The sequence below is a fragment of the Bacillus sp. CDB3 genome, assembly GCF_002081505.1.
GTDB classification, from domain to species: Bacteria; Bacillota; Bacilli; order Bacillales; family Bacillaceae_G; genus Bacillus_A; species Bacillus_A cereus_AT.
Window position 1 is genome coordinate 1 of the sequence record NZ_ALBR01000044.1, and the last position, 25,776, is coordinate 25,776.

Below are 25,776 nucleotides of genomic sequence, written 5' to 3' on the forward strand. Positions count from 1 at the left end.
CCATAAACATAGATGTGAAATGCAGTGTATCGGCATAACCATTATAAAAATCCCCTCTGCTTTCCCAATATGCAACATATTAAGGAAAACACTAATTAAAGAAAAGCTCAAAGCAATTAGTATCGTTTTCTTCCAACTCAGTTTATAAAAAAGAAGGAATAACAAAGGAAACACAATAGATATACGCATTTCTTGAGCCAATGACCAAATAACTGGATTATAATTTTCCGTAAAAAAATTATTAAGAAGCACAAAGTGGTTTATAATATCTAATTTTGTTATAGACCCTTGCCACCTATCATAGAACCAATCCCGTAGTCCTGCCACTTCATACGACGAAAACAAAATAAATAAAGCAAAGGTAATGATTATCCAAAAATAATAAGGGATATAGATTCTTACAAATCGCTTAATTAAATATCCCCAATAATTTGTTTTTGAATGATAAAGTGCCATAGATAACACAAAACCACTTAGTACATAAAAAACGATTACAGCTTCTCCACCCGCCCATAAAAACCTAAGCGGGGAAAATTTAATAGAATTAGGCAACGATGGTAGCATTAAACAAAAATGTCCAAATACCACTGTAAGTGCCGCTAACCCTCGTATGGAATCTAATTCTTTTATTCTCTTACTCATAAAATATTCTCCTTGTAAATTGTAGATTTTGCTGTTAATGAAGGCCACTATACTAGTGTAGTGGGAGAATTGTACATATTATTTCTTTAAATCCCTAATATAAGCAGTACAAAGTCAAACTATGTATCTGTTTTAGGGAACTTTCGTATTTAGTCATAATTTATATAATAATAGAAAGAAAAAAGAAATTTCATTCTATAAAATCGTATTGTCGTTTAGAAAACATTTTAAAACTGTTTTCTAATCCCTCGTTATAGTCTGTCTGTTTATCTGTCCATTGAACCCCCTTATTTCCAGGCCACCCTGAGGTATTAGCAACATGTTTTAATAGCTCTGACCCTTTTAAATTTTGCTGTAAACCACGGTTATATGCATTTATCATATTAGATATTGCAATTCGAGTATTGGTTTCAGCATTTTTCAAATCTTCGTTCGTTAAATCTTTAGGTGCTAGTCCACCTCGATGAAGCTGAAACAGTCCAAATGATGTGCCCTGATCTCCAACTGCGTTTCGATCAAACTTACTTTCATGGAATGCAATAGATAAAGGAATCCATGGTGGTATACCATGCTCTATTGATATTTGTTGAATCGTGTCTCTTACTTTAGCTCGGTTCGTATGATGGTCATATGCATATTTCGCAAGATATAGCCCTACTGTTAAAACCAAAATAAATACTCCGATTTTTATTAATGTCCCTCTCATCGACGTCACCTCGCTTGTCAGTATCAAAGATTGTCACTTGTAATCATATCTATTCGGTATATTAACTCGTAATCGTGTATCATTTGATTATTTTTTGTTTCATTAATTACCGATTTTCAAGTGAAATTATTAGGGGTTCCTTCCATATGGTACATCCATTAAAAACGTATTTTTTTCTCGGATACCTTGCTTTTTGTATTCGATTGAAATTAAAGAATAACTATATACATAAGGATAAACACTATAAAAGATACTTAAATTTCTTTAAAAAATTCATTTTCTGTCCTCCATTTCTTTATGTAATTAATTTAAAACAAAATATTTAATACAAAGAAAAGATTTTATTAAATTTTTATAAAATTTGATAACAGAAATAAGTACCAGATATTAATTTTATATTGTCACTTGATGGAATAATGAATGTTTTTCCATCATACAACTTTATTTAACTAACCTTGCACCAGAATGCTTTGAATCAAAAAATTCATAATAAACGCTATTCTTTCTGTATATTTCTACAAAAAGAATAGCGTTTTTTAATTATATGGACACAAATTTATCTTATCTTAATAACAATTCCACAAAGTCCGAAGAACCAAATTTGAAAATTAATACAATCTTCAATTCTAAGCCATCCACTTAAGAATCTATACTACTTTCAACCCTTTTGTTTCAAGCTAATATTCTATTTTATTCTATAAAGTTAGCTTTTTACTATATCAACCGCACTATCCCACATACCGCTAAAGAAAGATCCGATTTCGCGCATTAAACGTGTAAACCAATTAGCTTGTTCTACATCAGATTTTGTTACAAGGTCTACTTGTAATGATTTACCTGATAAAAATCCAGAATCTGCACTATCTTTAGGCGAAATAATCATTTTACTAATTGTTACATCCTTTTTAATAGGCGCTTCTTGTTCTTTATTCGATACTTTAAATTCTTTTTTATAAGCGTCTTTGTTGCTCTTTGGCATTGGAAGTGAAACAGCTTGCTTCGTTTGAACAACTACATCTTTGTCTTTTGCATTTGCTACTCGCACTGTTTCATGCCCTTTTACTACTGAATCTTTTCCATAGACCTTCTTCACTTCAAAATTCGCAAATCCATAATCATATAATTTCTTTGTTTCATCAAAACGTGCCGTATGAGAGTTTGCTTTTATCACTACAGAGATTAGACGCATACCGTTTCTTTCTACTGTACCAGTGAAACAATCTCCAGCTTCTGGAGTAGTTCCTGTTTTCAAACCATCTACACCTTCATATTGCTTAATTAAACCTTTTAACATCCAGTTAAAGTTCGCCATATCAATTGGATATTTACCACCCTCTTGGAATGTTTTTTTAGGGATTTTTGCTGTATCTAATATTTTTGGAAAATCTTTAATAAGACGTTGTGCTAAAATTGCACAATCTCTTGCAGACATTTTATTTTTCTCGTCTGGAGTTGTCCCTTCTGGGTGATGTCCTTTTAAATCTTGGTTTGTTAAACCTGTAGAGTTTACAAATTTATAATTTTTCATTCCAAACTCTTTTGACTTATCGTTCATCATTTTTACGAAATTAACTTCTTTTCCAGCAATCTCTTCAGCTAAAGCAATTGTTGCTCCGTTTGCAGAGTAAATTACCATTGCCTCATATAACTCTTTAACCGTATAAGAGCCACCATTTTCTAATGGAACGTTTGATAATGAGCGATCTTGCGAAATCTTATATGCATATTCAGAAATTTTAACTTTTTGATCCCATTTGAGTTTTCCTTTATCCACCGCTTCATGGACTAAGTATTCACTCATCATTTTTGTCATACTAGCAATTGCTAATGATTCATCTGCATTTTTTTCATATAAAATTTTCCCGGAATTTGCTTCTACTAAAATTGCTGATCCAGCTTCTACGTCTATAACAGGAACTGTTTCCGCTGATGCTCTTCCAAATGTAACGACCATGCTACAAAATAGTGTAAGCACTGTTACTATTGCAATAAATCTCTTGCAAAACATACCTTTCACTTCTGTTACCTCCAATAGCTTTGTACTCAAAAAACGTTTTTCTAACATAATCCCCAAAAAATAGACAGTGTGATCAAATTCTATATACATAAAAGACATTAGGATCACTTTCATATAGACCATCTCACCCCACCCTTTTAGGCGCACCGACACTTAGTATTCCCACTCACATCCCTATTTTTAATACCTTTGTATTTTTCAAAATGATTCGTACTTTCATATTTTTTAGGATTACACTTAATAGACAATCTACGTAATACATTTGTTCCACAATTACAAAAAAATAAAACCAGTGTGCCCCGATTGAATATCGAAACACACTGGTAGCTTAGCACTAGTTTATTAGACAAGGCTTTTAATTATTAAATCCAGCTATTTACTAGACTCATACCACATATGAATTTTTCTTAATCTAAACTATTAGTTATTTTGTAGTAAAAAAACTACATCCTATATTGAATGTAGTTTTTCTAACTTATTTATTTTTCACTTCATTTTTATAAAAAGTATATAATGGTTCAATGGATGGACTAGATAAAAGAGGAATTGCCCTCTCAATCAATTCTCTATCCCAATCAAACCAACGCATTTCTATTAACATATTAATTTCTTTATCAGCGAACCGTTTCTTTATTTCTTTAGCAGGATTTCCACCAACTATTGTATACGGCGGAACATCTTTACTTACGACAGATCCTGCTGCAACGATTGCACCTTCACCGATTGTAACGCCAGGCATTATTATAGCATTCATTCCAATCCAAGCATCACTTTTAATGACTGTATCACCCTTCGGTTCATATGATTGTTCAATTTGCTCAGCGAATGGATATACTGTAATCCATTCAGGGTGATGATTATGATTCCCACCCATTAGAATGACAACTCCACTTGCAATACAAACATAATTTCCAATAATGAGTTTATCAAGTTTCCAACCCATCTGTTCAATTGGATTGAAAAGCGCTCGGGACTTAGCATCCCCCCATAAATACCTGACACAGCCATCTTCAAAATTTTGATGACCATAATACCCTGAATAATAGGAGTACTCTCCTACCTCAATGAGTGGATTTGTTACTATATCTTTTAAATACTTCGTTTCTGACCAATGATTATATAATGGATGCTTCATAACTTTATTCCTCGCTTCTAAGTAGTGTAGATTTTTGCAATTTACTTAGAAGCTTACTACGACTGCTACATTTTTTAGCTTTCTCAAACGACGAATCATTGTCTTCAAGCCTTTCTTTTATTATAAAGGAATCATATCGTGATAAATTATATAAGTCAAATTCTTCATGTTCTACAATTCGACATGCAATATTGCATATTCTACATGTTCGATTTAAAAACATGTGATAATTAATTTATATAAATAGCTTAAATAAATATTGAAGGGCGAATGCTACATGTCTTTCTATTCTTGGTCTCCTCTTATTTTCTTAGTAGTTGTTGCAATCATCATTTCTATTAAAGGGATTAAGAAACAATAATTTATTATTTGGAGGTGTAACAATGTCATTTGCAGCATGGAGTGCAATTTTTATGACTTTAATCGGAGCAATATCCGGAGCAATCTTTGGTACAATTTCTTCTAGAAATAAGAACAAAACTATCAACTGAAAAACTCATAATAAAAATCAACATCTATAGTTCTCATAAAACTCATACAAAAAAGTAGCCTATAAAGTTTTATAGGCTACTTTTATTTCATCATTATTATTTAGCTAATTCTTTCGTACCCTTCATTACATCAATGAAGAATCCCCAGTTATTCACTACAGAAGAGATACTGATATGTTCATCCGGAGTGTGCACGTTGAAAATGTCTGGTCCGAATGAAATTGCATCTAATTCAGGCATTTTTTGAACGAATGCGCTACATTCAATCCCTGCATGCACAGCGAAAATTTCAATATCTTTATTGTATTTTTCTTGATGAACTTTTTCAAATAAATTACGAATTTGTGAATTTGGATTGTATGGCCATTCTGGATACTCTGACTCAATTTCAAATGTAGCACCAACTAATTCGGCAATATATTTGATTTCTTCTGCAACATGTTGTTTTAAACTACTTACAGAACTTCGTACTTCGTTACGTAATTTAATTTCATCTTGCAATGTTTCAATAACACCTAAATTTGTTGAGCTTTCTACTAGACCTTTAATATCCATGCTCATACTTTGAATACCATTCGGAATTAAGAATAATGATGAAATAAGCTGCTTTTGTGTTTCTTTAGCAAATACTTTTTCTACTTTCTCATCCAACTTTGTAAGTGTAACATGAACATCTGGATCAACAGCACGCATTTCTTCTTGTAATACTCTTGTCCATGACTCAAGCTTTTCTTCTACCTTCTCTACATCTTCTTGACGCAATAAAATTGTAGCTACACTTTCACGCGGAATTGCATTCGTTTTAATCCGCCGTGAACTTCACTTATATTAAACTCCGTATTTGTTGATAAATCATGTAATACTCGTCCTAATACTTTGTTCGCATTACCACGTTGCTTATCAATTTCCATACCAGAATGTCCGCCTTTTAGACCACCAACATATAGACGGTATGCATCCGTATTCGCTGGCGCTTCATCCCAAATTACTGGAATTGTTTCAACAGCTTTCGCACCACCTGCACTACTTACAAGTAATTTGTGATCTTCTTCAGAATCAATATTTATAAAAATCTTTCCTTCAAAATGATTTGGATCAACAGCAAAAGCCCCACCCATTGTCGTTTCTTCTTCGGTAGTGATAACGACTTCAAGTGCTGGATGTGGAATGTCTTTTGAATCTAATAAAGCTAATGCATACGCAACTGCAATACCATTATCAGCACCTAAAGTTGTTTGATTTGCGTATAACATGTCTCCAATAATTCGTAATTCAATTGGATCTTTTTCAAAATCATGTACTGTTGCTTGGTTTTTTTCGCAAACCATATCCATATGACCTTGAATGATAATAGCTGATACATTTTCATAGCCAGCAGTTGCTTCTTTTTTAATAATGACATTTAATGCTTCATCTTGAATCACTTCTAAGTTACGCTCTTTAGCAAAGCCAACTAAATAATCACTAATTTCCTTTTCATTACCTGATCCTCTAGGAATCTTTGAAATTTCTGCAAAATGATAAAATACAGGGTGCTTTGTTAATTGTTCTAAAGTAGAATACATTTTTCAAGCTCCTCTCCAAATGACAAAATAATATGTAAGTCTTTTATCATTATACCATGATTCATTATTTTACCTTTATTTTAACTTTTTTAATATTTTATATATATTGTTCATTTTATGTACAACACTCTTACAACATTGTAAGGGGGTTGTAATCTATATCGATTTTTCTCTTTTAATAATAGTCGTATACTTTTAAAAGAAACACATTGAAGGAGATAGAGAAAATGAAAAAGTTTTTAGCAATTATTACACTATGTTTATTATTTTCTAGTTTTACTATGGGCTGTGAGAGAGCGTCACTAAATAGAATTGGTAAAGATGTATATTACGTGCAGATAAAAGGCGAAGGAGATACCGAAAAAGTAGAAGGTAGAAACTTACGAAACTATACGCTGCCCGCCTATGATGAAGATGGCGCCAAAAAACAAATTACATTTAGAAGTACAAAAAAAGAAAACGATCATAAATTAAATGAAGACGCGTTTTTACGCCTTTATGTAGATCAAGATGATAATAACAAAAATGAAATATCATCAATTGAAGTAAAGTCCTATGAAGAGATTCAGAAAGCAGATTTACCTGAAAAAGTAAAAGATAAGTTTACTATTAAATAAAAAACAAAAGAAAATGCACTATGCATTTTCTTTTGTTTTTTTCACTCGTATATATTTTGAACTGCTATTATTCATCAGTTTCTCTAACCGATTTATATTTTCCGTTAATGCACCTTTCACAAGAGAGAAATCTGTATTTGATTCTTCTTTTTTTCTTTAAAAAACGAAGACTTTTGTACACTGATTTCAGCCATCTCTTCTCCCCCTTTTCAAAAGATACAACCTTTTATTTATATAATATAGCAAATGCAGACAGAGTTGTACACCTATAATTTTCTTTTTAATTCTTCTTCTAACTCTTCTACTTGCTGCAAAGTATCTCCTTTTATTAAAGAGAAATCTGTTGCATCCTCACCATCTTCTTTAAAAAAATCATTGTCATAATCCTTTATCACTACAATCACCTCTACGTGCTAGTGTAGGAATGATTGTCCTATTTTATTCAACTTTGTCGTATTTTGTTTTGAATTTATGTATAGAAGAAAAGGACAGAAAAATGATTCTGTCCTACTTACTAAAATAACTATGATGTATGGTTAAATTATATACATTTTCAAAATCTCGATCTTGAAGGCTATTTTTCTTCCCATCAATAACTATAAAAACGTCATTCATTATTTTTGCTGGTATAATCCCAACGTTCTCTACTTGTACTGCTTTTTGTTCATTTAATTGCTCTATATGTTCTAAAGGTACTGTAATACTAAATTGAGAGCGAATACCACGAAAGCCCGTATTTAATTCATTTGCTGCTTCAAATACAACAATTTTCGCTCCAATTTTTTCCCCATATGAATCTAAAAATGCGTTTAAACTTTTTGTATATTCCTCTTCTGTATGCCATTCCATCGTCCCAAATGCTGCTGGATTAATATTTTGGATAATGTTCGTATATATTTCTCCTCTTGCTTTTGAAGCGATTAATGACCGCTTTATGGATTGAACAGTTTTACCGATATCGCTAAATTTCGCTCCCCATATTTCCGAAATGTTAGGTGTTAAAATAAACGCAATATCAACGAAAATGACCATCGCAGTAAACATTAGTAAGTTTTTCCAGAGGGTTAAATCGATTCCTTTTATCATGAAATAAACTGTGACTGATGTTATGAATAATCCATACCAAGTTTTTCGAATTCTCTGCTTTTTCTCTTCGTATAACTCTTCATTTCTCCAATAAAAAAAAACAAGAACTACAAAAATGATCGCTAAAATAAATAATCCGATTCGAATGTTAGAGATCACCAATCACATCACCCTCCATTCAAAAACTACTCACGATATCATTACATGCACAAGCAGCTCTCTTTATGACAAAAGACGTGGACAACCTTCTAAAGTTAGCTACATCGCATATACATTAGAAGCAGGCCACGTCTTTTATCCCGCTATTTGTGGGCAGCCCGATTGGTTCAACTAATAGTCAGTGGGGATGAACAAAACCCCCACTGATTAAAGTTTCACTTTATCATGAATCTACATTGTATATGTAGACAAGCGTGCGTTTCAAATTTTCATGTTAAAAAGAAATATGTTTTGGAATTTCCCCTTCAGGTACTTCTCCATCCATACTTAAGTAATAATGACGAATCGGATGTAAATCATCGTCTAATTCATAAACAAGTGGTATGCTCGTTGGAATATTTAATGAAACTACACCATCATTTGAAAGGTTGTCTAAGTATTTCACTAGCGAACGAATCGTATTACCATGCGATGAAACAATTACCTTTTCACCATTTTTTAATGATGGCGCAATTTCTGAATGCCAATAATCAAGTACTCTTTTCTCCGTATCCACTAAACATTCTGTCAATGGAAACTCACCTTTTTTAAGTGCTTTATATCTTGGATCATTCATTTCATATCTAGGGTCATCTTCAGTAAGAGCAGGTGGTCTTACATCAACACTCCTTCTCCAAATATGAACTTGTTCTTCTCCATATTTTTTTGCAGTTTCTTCTTTATTCAATCCTTGTAGTGCGCCATAATGTCTTTCATTTAGTTTCCACGATTTATGTACAGGCACCCAAGTAAGATCCATTTCATGTAGCACAATCCATAAAGTCCGGATTGCTCGTTTTAATACAGATGTATAAGCAACATCAAAAGTATATCCGTTTTTCTTTAATATTGCTCCTGCTTCTCTCGCTTCACTTAATCCATTCTCTGATAAATCTACATCTGTCCATCCAGTAAAGCGATTTTCAAGATTCCATAAACTTTGTCCGTGACGAATAAGTACAAGTTTTATCATAATAATTCCCCTCTCGGAAATGTGAATTTTATTGTTCCATTGCGTACACGTATAAAGTATCTAGTAATGTATCTTTTTATCCATCCACTCTATGACCAATCCATAGTTGCCAAATGTATGGATAAAATTTGTTCTTTTTCAAACTATAAAACAGATATATTTCGTATTATTTTTGATTGATTGCAACTTCCCGTTTTGATATCCAAGCATCAAAACCTGATCGGCTATTTGCCATTTCATTCATAACTTGATGCCAATTTTCTTCACATGATTCACCAAATTTTGAAAAAATAGCATCCATTTGCATCCTTTGAACATCGCTCAGCTTTTTCTCTAAATCTGTACCTTCTTCTGTTAAAGATAACTGTTTCACACGGCGGTCATGTGTAGCTTCATTACTCTCAATAAGTCCCTTTTCCACAAGTTGACGAAGTGGTCCGTGAAGAGCTTGTTTACTTATTTCTAATAGCGATAGTAACTCATTTACACTTATCCCTGGAAAACGTGCAATAAAAAATAAAATTCGGTGATGTACTCGCTGTATACCGTACTCTTTTATAATTTCATCTGGCTTTTCAGTAAATGTTTTATATGCAAAGTAAAATAGTGCTAATGCTTCATTCATCTGTTCTTCTTTATGTTGTGTCATCTACTTTCCCCCTGTATGTAAATTATACCACAATCCAGTAATCAATATTTTAATGAACGCATTGGAACTTCTTTAGTCTATTGAAATATTCATTGCACAATTAGGAGATGATTCACTTGAAAATGCAATATACTGTAAGTACATATTTACTAGACCGACTAAGCGAATTAGGAATTGAACATATTTTCGGTGTCCCTGGTGATTATAATTTGGCTTTTTTAGATGATGTACTAGCACATGAAAAGCTAAAGTGGATTGGCAATTGTAATGAATTAAATGCTGCATATGCAGCAGATGGATACGCTCGCATAAAAGGTGTCGCTGCTCTTATTACCACTTTTGGTGTCGGGGAATTGAGCGCCATAAACGGCATTGCCGGCTCATATGCCGAAAACGTACCAGTTATAAAAATAACTGGCACACCAACAACAACTGTAATAGAAAATGGAGAACTCGTTCATCATACATTAGGTGATGGAAAGTTCGATCACTTTTCCAATATGTATCGAGAAATTACTGTGGCACAAACTAATTTGACCCCTGAGCATGCCGCTGAGGAAATTGACCGTGTACTCCGTGCATGTTGGAATGAAAAACGCCCTGTTCATATTAATTTACCGATCGATGTATATAATAAACCAATTAATAAACCTACGGAACCAATCTTAAATCATCCCATAGTAAGTAATAAAGACGCATTAGATAAAATGCTTCTACATGCCACTTCCAAAATAAATAGCGCCAAAAAACCGGTTATATTAGCTGATTTTGAAGTGAATCGTTTTCATGCTGATGAGGATTTACATCAATTCGTAGAAAAAACTGGCTTCCCAATCGCTTCACTAAGTATGGGCAAGGGCATATTCTCAGAAAAACATCCTCAATTTATAGGAATTTACACTGGCGATGGTAGTCCTCCATACTTGCGAAAAAGAGTTGATGAATCTGACTGTATCATTAGTATCGGTGTGAAATTAACTGATACTATTACCGGTGGCTTTACACAAGGCTTTACGAAAGAACAAGTTATAGAAATTCATCCCTATACTGTGAAAATTATAGATAAAAAATACGGACCGGTTGTAATGAAAGATGTACTACAACATTTAAGTGATTCAATCGAGCATCGTAATGAAGAAACACTTGAAATTAAGTCGTTTATTTCAGAATCATCATCTATTACTAAAGAGTTCAATCCAAAAGCACAAATCGTTACGCAACAACGTTTTTGGCAACAATTGTACCACTTCTTACAAGAAAACGACGTCTTAATTGCAGAGCAAGGAACACCATATTTCGGTAGTGCCGCTATCCCTTTACCTAATAACGCTACATATGTAGGACAACCGTTATGGGGATCTATCGGATATACACTCCCTGCTTTATTAGGAACACAACTCGCTAATGTAACACGGCGTAACATTTTAATTATTGGTGATGGTTCTTTCCAGTTAACTGTTCAAGAGTTGTCCACTATACTACGTCAAAATTTAAAACCAATTATATTTTTAATCAATAACAACGGATACACTGTTGAACGTGCGATTCACGGCCAAAACCAACCGTATAATGACATACAAATGTGGGATTACACGAAACTAGCAAACGTGTTCGGATCAGAAGAAAAAAGTCTCACATTTAAAGTAGAAAATGAAATAGAGTTAGCAGAAGTCTTCAATAAAATCAGTTTTAATATGAATCGACTTATCTTTATTGAAGTTGTAATGAGCCAAGGGGATCAGCCTGAACTGTTAGCTAAACTTGGAAAAATACTGAGGAAACAACAATCACTCTAAACAGAAAAAAACCGAGAAACTACTGTTGTAGAGTTTAAAATATCATGTACATCCAGTAATTCAGTTTTTCAGGATTGATTGTTTTACGTGTTATATTTTTCAAAACATGTATTATCTGTTTGTACCAATCAATAATAAGGTTTATTAAATTCATTTCACCAAACTTTACTATTGGTGCTTCATTCAAAACAACGATGATCCTTCCACACTTAGGAATCATCGTTGTTTAATTTGCATCACAATTGATTTAATTTTACAATTTCAGATGATAATACCAGTTGAATGATATACCTTATCGGAACTAATAGTATCAATATGTCCTAGGCATAGAGACTACTTAAAGTTTTTGCATAAGAAGAAACTACTTTAACTAATTTTCAATTTCTCTCCAAACATCTCTCTTATTTTAGGACAAACTTTATTAATAAAGCTATTTTTTTCTTTTTCTTCTATAACCAATTCTTCTATACAATCATCTTCAATTAATGCAAAGCTATATGAAAAATCTTTTACAGGATACCCGTCCTTTACAATTACACACCAAAATAATTGTTCTATCTCAATAGCTTGAATAATTTCTTCATCAATTTTTACTTTATACCACATCATTCCTTTAAGTTCTCTTACTTGCCCCAATGGAACGATCCACTTTTGACTTTTTTCATATAAATTTGTTAAAACCATTTTTTTCTCTTTATTATTTAGACTTTTTAAATTTTCTTCTGCGTAGAAAAAACATAATGTTTCATTTTCACTAACAAATAATTTCAATAAGTCTTTTTTTTGTTCAAAGCTTAAATCATATAAATCTTCTATAAAGTAAGTTTTTGACATCTTCTCTACACTCCTAATTTCATATAGTTGGGGTCTAATACATTTTTCCAACTAACAATTGTCACATGAATAGGCCATACGAGAGATTCATTATCTAATGTTACTAAACTTTTAATTGTCGTATATTTGTTAATTGCTTTTGTTAAATGTTGCAGGGCTTTTTCATATTGCATTGTTCCAAGGGTAAGTCTGTACCCATCTCCCCACCCTTTTGGCAGCAGTCCAATTATCTTTGCATGGATATGAATCCCTTAATATAGTTTCATTCTCCCAAAAAAATTATAATATACGGAAAATGCTTAATCGTAAAGAAGATTTAGTAAAATGAAGCAGCTTTTTTGATATATTTCCTTGTCTCCTTAATAAAACTATGAACAGGCAGCTTTTTACTACTAGGATCCATTTTTTTAAGTTAATCGACTTTATATATATCTATTGAAATACTCTTCTTCCTCATCTAATACTGGAATACAGCGAAACCCACTTTATTGTAAAGTGCTCTATGCTTGTTTTAATGTATCACTGGTTTTACAAGTGATAAGATCTCGTTTCTCTACATAATGCCTTTACTCCTCGGCTAATCCCTCCTTATGCAACACCTATCCTTTATTGTTCCTTAACAAACGAATTAAAAGGAATGAGCCCTGTCCAATACAGAGTTCATTCCTCAGTAACTGCTTAAAATATGCGCCTAACCTTTTGGGATCACTTCATTTGAAGACCCTTATAAATTCGCTATCTTACAAGTTCTATAGGTGAGATCCGCCACTTGCATCAAGTAATTGACCAGTTACCCAACGGCTGTCCAAAAACAAAAAGCGCTATTCTTTTTGTAAAAATAAACAGAAAGAAATTTAGTTAAACGGAATTTTACTTACATTTAACATGATGGTAATGTGTTGCTCCCCCAGATGCACTAAATGTAGACAAAGAAATGAATGAAACGGTTATAGAAATTTCTACTTTTATTTGTAAAGTATCGCTCCTTTCTTACAAAAACCTTAACTTTATTACATCAAAAAGGTTCATTATGAGATCATGTAGAATTAGCATATATCGCAGTATTTTATAATTGAAGAGGTGATTATGCTGAAAGATTTAACAAAATCACAAAACTCATCACGTGGTCTGAGAGGGTATTTGGAATCCTATCCGTTAACTTCATTTTTTATAATGGCATATGTATTCTCGTGGGTTGTTTTAATTCCATTTATCTTATCGCAATGGGGTATTCTCCCTAAATCAAAAGCGTTTGATATTTTCTTTTATGCCAATGTATTTGCAGGTCCTATGTTAGCAGCGTATATTATGTTTCACACTCTTGAAGGCAAAGAGTCATGGAAAAAAGTTAGAAAAAGCATCATATCTATTAAAGTTGGTTTGAAGTGGTACTTGTTTACTCTCATCGTTATCCCTGCTGTAATGTTTCTAGGTATGGTGATAGTAAATGGAGGGATACCTACTTTCCATAGCTTAAATATTGAATTTTTTGTAACCTACCTCATCTCTTTTGTAGCTATTTTCTTTCTCGGCGGACCCTTCCCTGAGGAAATCGGATGGCGCGGTTTTGCTCTACCTCGATTACAATCGAAATTTGGACCACTAAAAGGTACATTACTACTAAGTGTTTTGTGGGCATTTTGGCATCTTCCACACTTCTTAACGACTGCACAAAGGGGTGGACCAAGTTCTGACCTTTCAATCCTATATATTCATTTGCCAATTTTTATTTTGCTGTGTTTACCGATTTCAATCATTCTCACTTGGGTCTATAACTGCCATCACGGAAACTTATTTATCGTCATGCTCGTTCATGCGAGTGTAAATACGTTTAGTTTGGTACAAACTCATTCCACCAACGCAGTTTTAAAGAATACGGATATATTTGTAGTGATAGGATTAGGCCTTGTAGCTTTGCTTATACTTATTTTCACACGAGGCAACCTTGGATATAAACAAACTGCTAATGATGTAGCGTTCAGTAAGAATGAAAATATAAGTAAATAGATACGAAAAGCATAAAAATGAACTTTGAAATTCATGTACTCATTCCAGATTCCACACAAGATCCTGAGGTAATGGAACTGCTTGAGCAAAGTAAAACAATGTGAAGAGAAATGATAACACAAGAATAAAGTAGTAAACATTCATGCAAAATGTGCTATAGAAAGAAAGGTTTCTTCTCTACATCGAAGGAGCTTTTTTATTTTCTGAATATTAATATTGTTAAAAATCATCATATATATTATTATAAATAATGGTATATTAGTAAATTTTAGTATTACTTTTTCAACTTGTAAACTATGATACTTGGAGGCGTTGTTGTGTGTAATAAATGGAAACTTGGACTAATGAGTACTCTTCTTGCCTGTACCACCTTTACATCTGTAGCATTCGCGGCAGAAAAACCAGTCGATCAACCCAAATGGGAGGAATGGTTAAACGGTCATGCAAAAAAATTAAATGAACCAACTTCCCAAACAACAGAAGATTTATCATTTCTTAAAGAGGCTGTACAGGACAAGCGTATTGTTGTACTTGGTGAAAGTACGCATGGTGCAAAGGAAATGAATCAATCCAAAATACGTATGATTAAGTACTTACATGAGGAAATGGGATATGATGTGATTGCATTTGAAACAGGGCTTGGGGAAGCAGCAGCTGTTCAGCAAAATATTGATCACTTAACTGCTACAGAAGCAATGAAACAATCTTTATACCTTGTATGGCAAACTGAGGAACTTGAACAATTATTTACCTATATGAAAGAACAAAAAGAAAAAGGAAAGCCACTCACATTAGCTGGTTTTGATATGAATTTGTTTTATAATTCTTCATTCCGCTCCTATGCAAAAGAATGGTTGCAAAAAGTAAGTCCTGAAGTGGCGAGTGAATTTGATGCAGCAGTGTCAGAGTTAATTGAACTAGATAGATATTACAGTAAATATAAAGGTACGTATCCTTATGATCGATTTAAAGCAGAAATACAGCCCGTAATTAACAAGTTTGAAAAGGTTAGAACATTTATTCAGAATCATAAATCTGAATTGACTCAAGTTGCACCTCATGCTGCGTATGATGTGAATTTCCTTGAGAAATCAATCAGTATACGGATTGATGCGATTAAAACGCATTTAGATGCAGATATGAAAGTCAGAGGTGGCATCCCCTCACCTAACCTGACAGACTATTCTTTTTACATCCGAGATCGAAAAATGGCACAAAACTTCGCATGGCTCACTGAAATGCAGTATAAAAACAAAAAAATCATTGTGTGGGGTCATAATTATCATATTCGAAAACAAAATTCGAAAATGATATCAGACTGGTCGAAGGTGCAACAATACAATTATGTAGCCCCTAATATGATGGATTATCTTCCACAGCGCATTAAAGACCAAATGTACACGATTGGTGTATTTGCGTATAGTGGAAGCAGTTGGGATGATGTCAATGAAAAAGTTATTCCTGTACATAATGAACATGAAGAACAAAGCGTTGAAAAAATCATCAGCACGGTAGGAAGTCCCCATGTTTTCGTTAACTTAAAAGGAGAAAGTAATCGCCCAGAAACGTCATGGATGTTTACTCCTACTGCAGCAAGTTATTGGGGAATAAAAGAAAATGAAGAAATCATGATTCCGACAGAACAATATGATGGCATTCTATGGTTAGAAAAGACTACGCCTTCTGTCCTTAAGTAAATGAAAAGAGCTCCCATAAATCAATTAAAGGGAATGTATAAATAAGTATTAAATTTACATTTAAAATACAACTAGACAGTTAGGAGGAATAATCATAATGGATACTATACAACAAAACAGTAATGCATGGGATAAGAAGGTTGAAGAAGGTTCTAGATACACGCAACCTGTAAGTAGCGAGGTTATTGAAAAAAGTAAATCAGGTGAATGGGAAATCACAGTCACCACAGAAAAATCAGTTCCTAGAGATTGGTTTCCAAAGTCATTAGAGGGATTAAAGATACTTTGTTTAGCATCAGGTGGCGGACAACAAGCACCAGTTCTAGCTGCTGCTGGAGCAGATGTAACAGTTACTGATATATCTAAGAAGCAATTGGAACAAGATGAAAAGGTAGCAAAACGGGAGGGTTTGACTTTAAAAACAGTACAAGGAGATATGTCAGACCTTAGTGATTTTGAAGATAGATATTTTGATATTGTTGTAAATCCTGTTTCTAATTTGTTTGTAAAAGATGTTCATCTTGTATGGAATGAAGTTTCAAGAGTTTTAAAGAATAAAGGCATTCTTATTTCTGGATTTACAAATCCTTTACTATGGATTTTTGATGACAACCAAGAACAAAAAGGCATTCTTGATGTTAAACATTCAATACCTTCATCAACATTGGATTATTTACCAGAGAATGAAGTTCAAGATTACATCAATTCAAATCAAACAATAGAATACGCACATACTTTAGAAGACCAAATCAAAGGTCAAATTGAAGCTGGTTTTGTTATAACGGGTTTTTATGAGGATGATTTTGGTGGAACAAGGATATTAGATAAGCATATTAAAACCTTTATTGCCACTAAAGCTATAAAGTTACAGGTTGATTAAGAATTTTGGCTTATTACACGGGGCATTAGTCGAAGAAGGCTCTTAAAAACGGTAAAAGTTCAATATATGTCAAAAAGGATGGCACTTGCCATCCTTTTTCCCTTGTGTATTTTGGGTGTCAAAACTATTATCAAAACAAGTTTTACACCTCTTAACTGAACACAGTATACAAATAAGCGACGCTTCTTTTTTATTCAGCAAGTGTTAATTGCCAAGACACACCATACTTATCATTTAACCAACCAAATTTTTTACTAAACGGATAAGATCCTAGAGGCATAAGTACTGCTCCATCTTGGGCTAGTTTATTAAAAGCCGTTTCAATTTCTTCTTCCGTCTCGCAGGTTACATAAAGAGACATAGCTGGTGTAAATGTAAAATTATGATTTACATAACTATCAATGCACATGAACTCTTGCCCGTGTAACGTAAAAGTTGCATGAATTACAGTTCCCTCTTTACCAGGTCCATTTTCATCATAGCGAGAAATATTTACAATTTCTGATTGGTCGAATAGCGACGTGTAAAAGTTCATCGCTTCCTCAGCTTTGCCTTCAAACATTAAAAACGTAGTAATTTTTTGATTTGTGTTACTCATATAGAGACCGCTCCTTGTTATGTATTTACGCAAAATATACATCGGTTAATAAAATCGAACATACATTCCTATAAGTATATTGTCTATAAAAACGATGAGTTTGTCAATTATCTACTTTCTTACTTCTTCTTAAATAATGCTGTCCAAAGAAATGACTCTCCAAACATAGTATTTGGTTGTTCAATTTGCTTCATTTTTCTAATTTCAATCACTTCAAATTCTTTAAATATCTCTCTTAATCTTTCTTCTGAATATGCAAGACCACCTTGTAGACTCCACTCTCTATATACGTCCCAATCAGTTATTTCTGATCCATTTCGCTCATCTAAATCACCTGCCGCAAAACATGTTAATCCAAAATAACCACCCGATTTCAATGAGTTTTTAATTAAATTCACATATTTTATTCTTCTATGTGGTGGAATATGGTGTAAACAGCCCGAATCGTATACAAAATCAAATTCATATTGACTCTCTAAATTAAAAATTGAATCACAAATAAATTCAATTTCTACCCCTTTTGCTAAAGCTCTCTCTTTCGCCCAATTAATACCCTCTATAGATAAATCCACTGCTGTTACATCAAATCCTTCATTTGCTAGATAAATTGCATTTCTACCCGGACCACATCCAAGTTCTAGTACTTTTCCTTTTGAAACCCGCTTTTTTTGTATATACGAAACTAGGTTCTCATCTGGAACGTTTTCAAAAAACGGAACATCTTTTTCTCTATTCGCATAAAATTCATTCCAAAATGGTTCTGCCGATCTTAATAATGAATCAAGCATTTTAATAATATCTTCTTGCGTGTGCAACGTTTCATTTTTCATTTGTAGCCCTCCAAATTCAAATAGTCAGAAAATTATTATATATCTTTTTGAACTTTCAAACAAAGAAAAAACTCCTACATTCAATAGGAGTCCTTTCTTTAAAATCCAAGTATAGATAACCATTTTAACAGCTTCTCTTCTCGCGCCTTTAAATCATCGTTCCTAAGCTTACCTAACTGTATTTCACTAACAATTTCTCCGTCCGCCATAAAAAGAACTCTTTCTGTTTTCGCTGCTACTTTTACATCATGAGTCACTAACATAATAGTCGTTCCATCACGATTAATATTTAATAATATCTGCATTACCTCTTCTGTTGATTTTAAATTTAGAGCACCAGTTGGCTCATCAGCAAAAATAACATTTGGATTATTGATGAGTGCTCTACAAATAGAAACTCTTTGTAATTGCCCTCCAGATGCTTCGGTTATATAATGGGATGCTATAGCACTTATCCCCATTTTCCCCATTAGCTCCAGAGCACGTTGATTTACTATTTTCTTACTCTCACATTTCGCTAAATATGCAGACAAAATGATATTATCAAATAGATTCAAGTTTCTAAGAAGGTTGCTCTGCTGAAAAATAAATCCTATTTCAGTAAGGCGCAATTTGGCTAACGCTTCTTCTTTCATACAAGATATTTCTTTACTACCAATTTTCACACTTCCTGATGACATTTGATCCATTCCACTAATATTATATAGTAACGTCGATTTTCCAGAGCCAGAAGTCCCCATGACCGATACAAATTCTCCTTCATAAATCTCTAAATCTATATTTTTTAGCACATGATAATTTGCATTTCCATCTATTGAATATTTTTTGTTTAAATGCTTTACTTCTAAAATTTTTTTCACGTTACAACCCCTACTCCCCATTTCGTTTTAAATCGTTTGTTTGTTTCATAGTGAAACTACTGAAAAGTGTTGTTGCTGTCACAGATATAAATAAAATAGCTGGACATATTACATAAGAAACGATAGGATTCACGACAAATTTTATACGAGCTGCTCCCATAAATGAGCCTAACCAACTAACTAACGTCTCACCAAATGTAGCAGCTATACATGTCCCTGTCACAATGCCTAATAATACAATGACGATAGAACGTGTTATATACTGTATACGAATATCTTTACTAGAAAAACCAATACTTTTCATTATTAATATTTGGGAGGAATCTTTTGCTAATAACATTTTAAAAAACATCGCAGTAATTAAAACTGATATCAATATCGCAATCAAAATAGCTACTTGAGTCACGAGTCTTAATTGTTTAATTGTCTCTCCTAAAGTTTGCGTTAAATAATTATCCGTATCTGTTATTTTTGCAGAATGAAAATTGTGTTTATACTCCTTCACTTTTTCTTGCAAATCCACAGTAGGATTCATATCTACATTTACGACATACCATAATATATTTTCTTTATTATAAGAGAAGGTTGCTTTTGCTGTTTTCCCACCATTTGTTACATCTTGATATATACCACTAATCGTTAGCGCTTTTTCTTTTCCTTCTACAAATAAAACGATCTCATCCCCTACATTCGTTTCTAATTCATTTGCGTTCATATAAGAAAGAGCGATTTCATTTTCATTTTTGGGTGCCATACCTTGAATGTAATCTAATGGAAATTGAGTGAAGTCACCCACTTCAACATTTAAGTTTTCATGTGTACCATCTGCACTCACCATTTTAAATGTACTCGTTACAAATGCTGCATATTTTTCTACTTCTTCATCATTTCGTAAATATGATATGACGTCCTTAAATCGTTTCTCTATATTTTCAGTTTGCTGTAAATCTATTCGAATATCACTTTTTCCTGTTCCCATATAATTTACAAACTTCGGTGACTGAATCGTATACAAAAAATTAACAGGTACAACAACCATGAATACAGCTATGATTACAACGATACTTAATACGCGATATAACTTAAATCGTTTTACTACATCTTGTATACCAATAAATATATTTACATTTGTAATTTTAGTTTGAGAGAGAGAAAAAGAACTTTTAAGCTTCCTCTTTCCTATTTTATCTCTTGATCGTAAAGCATCTATTGCTGTAATTCTCCTGAAATTCCGCAAAATAATACGACAGAAAAGGATAACGGCTAGAAATAACAAAGTTGTGACTATTAATGGCACAGAAAAATGTAAAATACTTGTTTCTGCTATCCCCATATAAAGTGAGATATTAGAGGTAAATATTTTTGTAACAAATAATGAAAGTATATATCCACATATACATCCGCTAGCAGCAATAACAACATATTTTGTTACATATAATTTTTGAATCTCTTTACTTGTAATACAGATAGCTTTCATAACACCTATCTCCCGATAATCTTCTTCCATTGAAGTCATAATCGTAAATCTAATACATAAAATTGCGATTAACATTAATAATGCACTTATTATAATGAGCACAGCAGCTATTATTCCATCTGTTAATGAATTGAGTGTTTTAAAGAGTGAATACGTAATAGAGGGACCTTTTTGAGGTAAGTTCGATGATTCGTATAGATGTTCAAATTCATTTATTTTATTTACATCTGTTAGCTGAAATTCAATAAGATATTCACTTTCTCCAAAATTCCCCTTTATTCTTTCGAAGTCTTCATCACTTATTACAAATCGTTTTGAACTAACGATTGATGGGTTCATTTGAACATCACGAACAAATGACGAAATAGTCAATTCTAGTTCATTATTATTTTTAACAACCCATATTTTATCTCCAATACGCAAATTATATTTTTGCATATAATAAATGGGTACACCTATTTCCCCTTTCCTGACATCGACCACTTCATTATTTAGATTTAATAAAAAATCAAACTTACTATTTTGTTTAACGAAACTAATGTCCATTACACTATTATGTTCCGCTTCACTTTTCTTCTTTATAAAAATGTTAGACCCGCCAATTTGAATCATCTCAGCCGTTTGCTGTTTTTTTACAAAAGGGGTTTTCGCTACAAATAAATCGATTGATTGTTGATTTATTTCTCCGGCATGCATTTGTACGAAGTGCGGCGCGTTTGATACTTTAAACAATCGATCCATCGAGTTCAATAGATTTATAACATTACTTGAAGCACTAGCCATTAAAAGACTTGATAACATGATAAACATAAATAAAATGGTAATTATCATTTTATTTTGAGAGAAATCTCTTTTTAACATTCTCCTAATCATATGAAGCTAGTTCCCTTCATTCCATAGTATTTTCTTCGTCACTATCGCTATTATTATCATTATGAAACTAATAGCTAATATAGGTAAATAAATGTTCATATTGAATTCTTCAAACATAAAACCATAAATAACTTGCCCAATCGGTGCCATACATTGAGATACCGCTGTTATAATTGCCATTACTTTTCCTAGATTTTCATTTGGTGTTTTCTTTTGGACTACAGTAATTACATAGATGGATACAATTGTCATGATCATTGCAATTAGAATAGAAGAAAGTATAAAGAGGATAAATGGTGGGTAGTGTCCTAAATTAAGAATAAATGGTGTGACTGATAACGCTACTGGTATTACTAATAGAGCTATAATAAGCATCCAATAATATAATGTTTTCATCTGTAACTTTTTAGCAAAGAAACCGATTGACAATGCACCTAGTATGGTTGCAAAATCAATTAACCCCATCCCAATTCCATACATCGTATCGCTACTCTGCATAGTTACTCGTAAAATAATAGGTCCTCCAACAACAAATAACGGTGTCAAAATCAAGTTTAGTAAAGCTGCAAGTAACATAGCCTTCAAAATAAATGGCTGTTTTAAAACATATATAAACCCTTCTTTCATATCCTTTACAATTGTCGGTATGATATGGCTTTCTTGCGCTCTTTTTATAAAAGGTATTGTAATAAACATTTCTAAAATCGCAGATAAAAAGAAAGCGAAGCAACTTATTATTACGAGCATTTTCAAACCAATTATGCCGTACAATATTCCACCTAATACAGGCGCAACTATATTAGATAGTGCTTGCACACCATTTACGATACCGTTCGATTGTTCTAACTTTTTCTCTGGAACTAATTGAGGAATACTCGCCATTACAACTGGTGAGTACATTGCACTAATAACTGCTAGTAAAAACATAATTGTTCCAATCAATAGAATAGATACCGATCCAGTAAATAATAAAACTATAAAGCTTAATACAATCGTAGCGTTTATAAAATCAAAAATGACCATTAAGTTACGGCGATTGAAACGATCTGCTATCGCTCCGCCAAGAGGAGCTAGCAAAAACGGAATACTCGTTACCGCATATAATCCTGCGAATATATCGGCACGGCCTGTTATATCTAGCACATATAATGACAGAGCAAAACGTAAAAGTGTTGAACCCAAAATAGTAATAATTTGCCCACTCACCATTAAGTGAAAATCTTTCATAGAAGATTTTATACTTGCTGGCATCTTCATCACACCCTTCATTCAAATTTAGACCGACTGCCGGTCTATAATACCCAAACAGAAAAAAGCTATTTCTGTTTCATTAAAACCTCGATCATATAATCAAAGGATCCTTCTTTCGCTCCAACAGATACTTCCATCATTTTAATATAAGCTTTCGCTCTTCTCATCATTTCTTCCGGCTTCCACTGGAATAAACCTTCATCAAATATGACTTGTGCTGAAGAGAGTAATAATTCAATTGTTTCTTGTGGGTATAGTGTAGAAAATACGCCTTCATCGATTCCTTGTTCTAAAATTTCTGCTAAAACAGGAGATAAATGTATAATGGATTGTACTAAACTTTTTTGATGCATTTCTGCATTATTGGGTTGATGAAATTGTTCAATCATTTTATCTTTTATGTCACCTGATTTTGGCGATTGCTCCATTAAAACTCGAAATAACTTTTCTAAAACTGGGATATTTGGATTAGAGATGATTACTTTCGCTTTAGCAACATCCGCTTTAATAATCCTCATAATGATTTCATCCATCACTTCTTCTTTCGACTTAAAATAGTGATAAAACGTCCCCTTCGCTATCCCTATCTCTTTTAAAATGTCATTTACTGTTGTTTTCGTATAACCTTTCGTAACAAACAAACGTTCAGCAGTTTCTAAAATTTCCTTTCTACGCTCCTCATACTCCTTTACTATTCGCATTCAAGTTCTCCTTCCCACCAGACCGACTGTCGGTCTATTTAAATTATATGTTTAGTTAATAAAAAGTTTCCTAATTATTGTACATATACAACATCCTACTTTTGATTTCCTTTATGAATTTTTAATTTTTCAATTCGGTGAATGAAATTTTAAGAATTACTTCTGTGCACCACCCTTGTACTTATATCGACTTCATTGTATAAAAACAAAAAGAGCCGCAACGCATTGCGACTCTTTTAGATTAATAACTATTTAACGGCCACGTCTTTGCTGACCTTGTTTTGTACTACTTTTCTTATTACTTGGCTTATTAAATGATCGATTGTTATCATTTCTCGAACTATTTCTTGAATCGTTTCTTGGACCACCTTTTGAACCACTTCTAGAACCTTCACGGCTATCTCTTTGACGATATTGACCTGATTTCTTTGGAGCTGGCTTTGGTACCGGTTTTCCATTTTCATCTACACGTTTTATCTTCGGTTGTTCAATTATTTCTCTTTTCAGTGGTGCACCAAGCGTTTTTTCAATTTCTTCTAAATGTTTTTCATCTTTCGCTGCAACGAATGTAATTGCAAGACCTGATCCACCTGCACGTCCTGTTCGGCCAATGCGGTGAATATAACTTTCTACATCTTCAGGAATATCAAAGTTAAATACGTGCGTTACACCATCTACATCAAGTCCACGAGCTGCTACATCCGTTGCGATTAAGTACTGAATTTTAGCTTCGCGGAAACTCTTCATAACTCTTTCACGTTTCGCTTGAGGTATATCACCATGAAGTTCAGCACAATTATAACCTAGTCCTTTTAAATTATCATAAAGCTTACTTGCTCTAACCTTTGTACGACAGAAAATAACTGCTAAAAATGGCTGATCACGATCCATAACAAAACGAAGTGCATCTGGCTTTGCACGATCTGTCGTCTCAATGACACGCTGCTCAATTGTATCTACCGTTACTTCTTCACTTTGTACTTGAATCATTTGCGGCTCATCCATATAACGCTTCGCCAATTTTTTAATATCTTTTGGCATCGTTGCTGAGAATAACATCGTTTGTTTACTACCAGGTGTCTCATCTAAAATATCTTCAATATCATATAAGAAACCGAAATAAAGCATTTGATCCGCTTCATCTAGTACAATCGTTGAAAGATTACTTAAATCAATTGTTTCACGTCGTATATGATCTAATAATCGTCCTGGTGTTGCTACAACAATATGTGTATTACCTTTTAACTTTCTCAATTGTTGTGCTACATCTTGCCCACCATAAATCGCTAGTACATTAATATCTTCTCTTTGAACAAGCATTTTTTTAATTTCAGTTGTAATTTGCAGGGCTAGTTCCCTTGTTGGTGCAACAATTAAAGCCTGAACATCACTAGACTCTGGATCGATTTTTTCTAAAATCGGTAACACGAATGCTAACGTTTTACCCGTTCCTGTTTTCGCCTGCCCAATAATATCTTTACCTGACATAATAACAGGAATTGCCTTCTCCTGAATCGGTGTTGCTTCTGTAATTCCATTTTCACGTAATGTATGATTAAAAGTTTCACTAATTCCTAATTCTAAAAAGTTTTTCAAATAGACCACTTCTTTTCCTTATTTTTCACATTAGCTTCCATTGTACCATTTGTTTCGCCAAATATGAAAAATAAAAAAATTCTTATCTTCTTTTTTTATATTCATCGTGTACTAGGTGAACAAATTCTTTTTGCTTTTTCTCAGATTTTATTAATGCTTCCATGTTAGTAGAAGCAAAATGAACTTCTAATTTTTCATTACTCCAAATTAAACCTGTATACTTCGGATCTTCATGTAGATTTTCGAAACCACTCAAATTCACTTAATTTTGCGATATGATGTTTTAATTTCATGTCA

At 33.0% G+C, this 25,776-nt stretch carries 21 protein-coding genes and 4 pseudogenes; 5 read left to right on the forward strand and 20 right to left on the reverse strand.

Annotation, left to right across the window (positions count from 1 at the left end; all coding sequences use genetic code 11):
* The 5 genes and pseudogenes from CDB3_RS11820 to pepD form a co-directional block, all read right to left on the reverse strand.
* A pseudogene (locus tag CDB3_RS11820) lies at positions 1-642 on the reverse strand (acyltransferase family protein); the annotation flags it as partial.
* A gap of 190 nt (positions 643-832) precedes the next feature.
* Positions 833-1,348 carry a transglycosylase SLT domain-containing protein gene (locus CDB3_RS11825; RefSeq protein WP_128854621.1) on the reverse strand — a complete coding sequence of 172 codons (516 nt, stop codon included), beginning with the start codon at positions 1,346-1,348 and terminating at the stop codon, positions 833-835.
* Between the two features lie 703 nt (positions 1,349-2,051).
* The gene (locus tag CDB3_RS11830; protein WP_306295563.1) at positions 2,052-3,365 is read right to left on the reverse strand and encodes a D-alanyl-D-alanine carboxypeptidase family protein; all 1,314 of its coding nucleotides are present in this window, start codon (positions 3,363-3,365) and stop codon (positions 2,052-2,054) included.
* A 475-nt stretch (positions 3,366-3,840) separates the two neighbouring features.
* A complete protein-coding gene (locus tag CDB3_RS11840; RefSeq protein WP_128854622.1) occupies positions 3,841-4,500 on the reverse strand; it encodes a CatB-related O-acetyltransferase in 660 nt (219 codons plus the stop codon).
* A gap of 587 nt (positions 4,501-5,087) precedes the next feature.
* Positions 5,088-6,556: pseudogene (gene pepD, locus CDB3_RS11845) on the reverse strand (beta-Ala-His dipeptidase).
* Positions 6,557-6,783: 227 nt separating this feature from the next.
* On the opposite strand from pepD, the gene CDB3_RS11850 reads away from it, so the two are divergent.
* Entirely contained in the window at positions 6,784-7,173 is a 390-nt protein-coding gene (locus CDB3_RS11850; protein WP_128854623.1) for a YxeA family protein, read from the forward strand.
* Between the two features lie 18 nt (positions 7,174-7,191).
* On the opposite strand, the pseudogene spoIISB reads toward CDB3_RS11850, so the two are convergent.
* The 5 genes and pseudogenes from spoIISB to CDB3_RS11870 form a co-directional block, all read right to left on the reverse strand.
* Positions 7,192-7,367: pseudogene (gene spoIISB, locus CDB3_RS32960) on the reverse strand (stage II sporulation protein SB).
* Positions 7,368-7,439: 72 nt separating this feature from the next.
* The gene (locus CDB3_RS11855) at positions 7,440-7,568 is read right to left on the reverse strand and encodes a D-alanyl-D-alanine carboxypeptidase (RefSeq protein ID WP_128854638.1); all 129 of its coding nucleotides are present in this window, start codon (positions 7,566-7,568) and stop codon (positions 7,440-7,442) included.
* Positions 7,569-7,680: 112 nt separating this feature from the next.
* Positions 7,681-8,421, reverse strand: coding sequence for a type II toxin-antitoxin system SpoIISA family toxin (locus CDB3_RS11860; protein WP_097808850.1), 741 nt, complete (start codon positions 8,419-8,421; stop codon positions 7,681-7,683).
* 271 nt (positions 8,422-8,692) lie between these two features.
* A complete protein-coding gene (gene gpmA, locus CDB3_RS11865; RefSeq protein WP_128854624.1) occupies positions 8,693-9,430 on the reverse strand; it encodes a 2,3-diphosphoglycerate-dependent phosphoglycerate mutase in 738 nt (245 codons plus the stop codon).
* A gap of 166 nt (positions 9,431-9,596) precedes the next feature.
* The gene (locus CDB3_RS11870; protein ID WP_128854625.1) at positions 9,597-10,079 is read right to left on the reverse strand and encodes a MarR family winged helix-turn-helix transcriptional regulator; all 483 of its coding nucleotides are present in this window, start codon (positions 10,077-10,079) and stop codon (positions 9,597-9,599) included.
* Between the two features lie 116 nt (positions 10,080-10,195).
* On the opposite strand from CDB3_RS11870, the gene CDB3_RS11875 reads away from it, so the two are divergent.
* Entirely contained in the window at positions 10,196-11,875 is a 1,680-nt protein-coding gene (locus CDB3_RS11875) for an alpha-keto acid decarboxylase family protein (RefSeq protein ID WP_128854626.1), read from the forward strand.
* Between the two features lie 366 nt (positions 11,876-12,241).
* On the opposite strand, the gene CDB3_RS11880 is transcribed toward CDB3_RS11875, so the two are convergent.
* Positions 12,242-12,709, reverse strand: coding sequence for a hypothetical protein (locus CDB3_RS11880; protein ID WP_128854627.1), 468 nt, complete (start codon positions 12,707-12,709; stop codon positions 12,242-12,244).
* A gap of 5 nt (positions 12,710-12,714) precedes the next feature.
* Positions 12,715-12,882, reverse strand: a complete 168-nt coding sequence (locus CDB3_RS31650; RefSeq protein ID WP_179139694.1) for a hypothetical protein — start codon at positions 12,880-12,882, stop codon at positions 12,715-12,717.
* Between the two features lie 913 nt (positions 12,883-13,795).
* On the opposite strand from CDB3_RS31650, the gene CDB3_RS11885 reads away from it, so the two are divergent.
* From CDB3_RS11885 to CDB3_RS11895, 3 genes are all read left to right on the forward strand, one after another.
* On the forward strand, positions 13,796-14,716 hold the full coding sequence (locus CDB3_RS11885; RefSeq protein WP_128854628.1) for a CPBP family intramembrane glutamic endopeptidase: 921 nt from the start codon (positions 13,796-13,798) through the stop codon (positions 14,714-14,716).
* 317 nt (positions 14,717-15,033) lie between these two features.
* Positions 15,034-16,413 carry an erythromycin esterase family protein gene (locus CDB3_RS11890; RefSeq protein ID WP_128854629.1) on the forward strand — a complete coding sequence of 460 codons (1,380 nt, stop codon included), beginning with the start codon at positions 15,034-15,036 and terminating at the stop codon, positions 16,411-16,413.
* Positions 16,414-16,510: 97 nt separating this feature from the next.
* The gene (locus CDB3_RS11895) at positions 16,511-17,293 is read left to right on the forward strand and encodes a class I SAM-dependent methyltransferase (RefSeq protein ID WP_128854630.1); all 783 of its coding nucleotides are present in this window, start codon (positions 16,511-16,513) and stop codon (positions 17,291-17,293) included.
* Between the two features lie 190 nt (positions 17,294-17,483).
* Here CDB3_RS11895 and CDB3_RS11900 read toward each other — a convergent pair whose 3' ends face one another.
* The 8 genes and pseudogenes from CDB3_RS11900 to CDB3_RS11935 all read right to left on the reverse strand — a co-directional run.
* Positions 17,484-17,891, reverse strand: a complete 408-nt coding sequence (locus tag CDB3_RS11900; RefSeq protein ID WP_128854631.1) for a VOC family protein — start codon at positions 17,889-17,891, stop codon at positions 17,484-17,486.
* A gap of 119 nt (positions 17,892-18,010) precedes the next feature.
* Positions 18,011-18,721, reverse strand: coding sequence for a class I SAM-dependent methyltransferase (locus tag CDB3_RS11905; protein ID WP_128854632.1), 711 nt, complete (start codon positions 18,719-18,721; stop codon positions 18,011-18,013).
* Between the two features lie 98 nt (positions 18,722-18,819).
* The gene (locus CDB3_RS11910; protein WP_128854633.1) at positions 18,820-19,581 is read right to left on the reverse strand and encodes an ABC transporter ATP-binding protein; all 762 of its coding nucleotides are present in this window, start codon (positions 19,579-19,581) and stop codon (positions 18,820-18,822) included.
* A 10-nt stretch (positions 19,582-19,591) separates the two neighbouring features.
* Positions 19,592-21,931: an ABC transporter permease gene (locus tag CDB3_RS11915; protein ID WP_128854634.1), complete on the reverse strand. Its 2,340-nt coding sequence runs from the start codon at positions 21,929-21,931 to the stop codon at positions 19,592-19,594.
* A 6-nt stretch (positions 21,932-21,937) separates the two neighbouring features.
* A complete protein-coding gene (locus CDB3_RS11920) occupies positions 21,938-23,182 on the reverse strand; it encodes an MFS transporter (RefSeq protein ID WP_256869767.1) in 1,245 nt (414 codons plus the stop codon).
* A gap of 65 nt (positions 23,183-23,247) precedes the next feature.
* The gene (locus CDB3_RS11925) at positions 23,248-23,883 is read right to left on the reverse strand and encodes a TetR/AcrR family transcriptional regulator (protein WP_128854635.1); all 636 of its coding nucleotides are present in this window, start codon (positions 23,881-23,883) and stop codon (positions 23,248-23,250) included.
* 252 nt (positions 23,884-24,135) lie between these two features.
* Complete coding sequence (locus CDB3_RS11930; protein WP_128854636.1) at positions 24,136-25,488, reverse strand: DEAD/DEAH box helicase; 1,353 nt, start codon at positions 25,486-25,488, stop codon at positions 24,136-24,138.
* Positions 25,489-25,561: 73 nt separating this feature from the next.
* Positions 25,562-25,776, reverse strand: a pseudogene (locus tag CDB3_RS11935) (hypothetical protein); the annotation flags it as partial.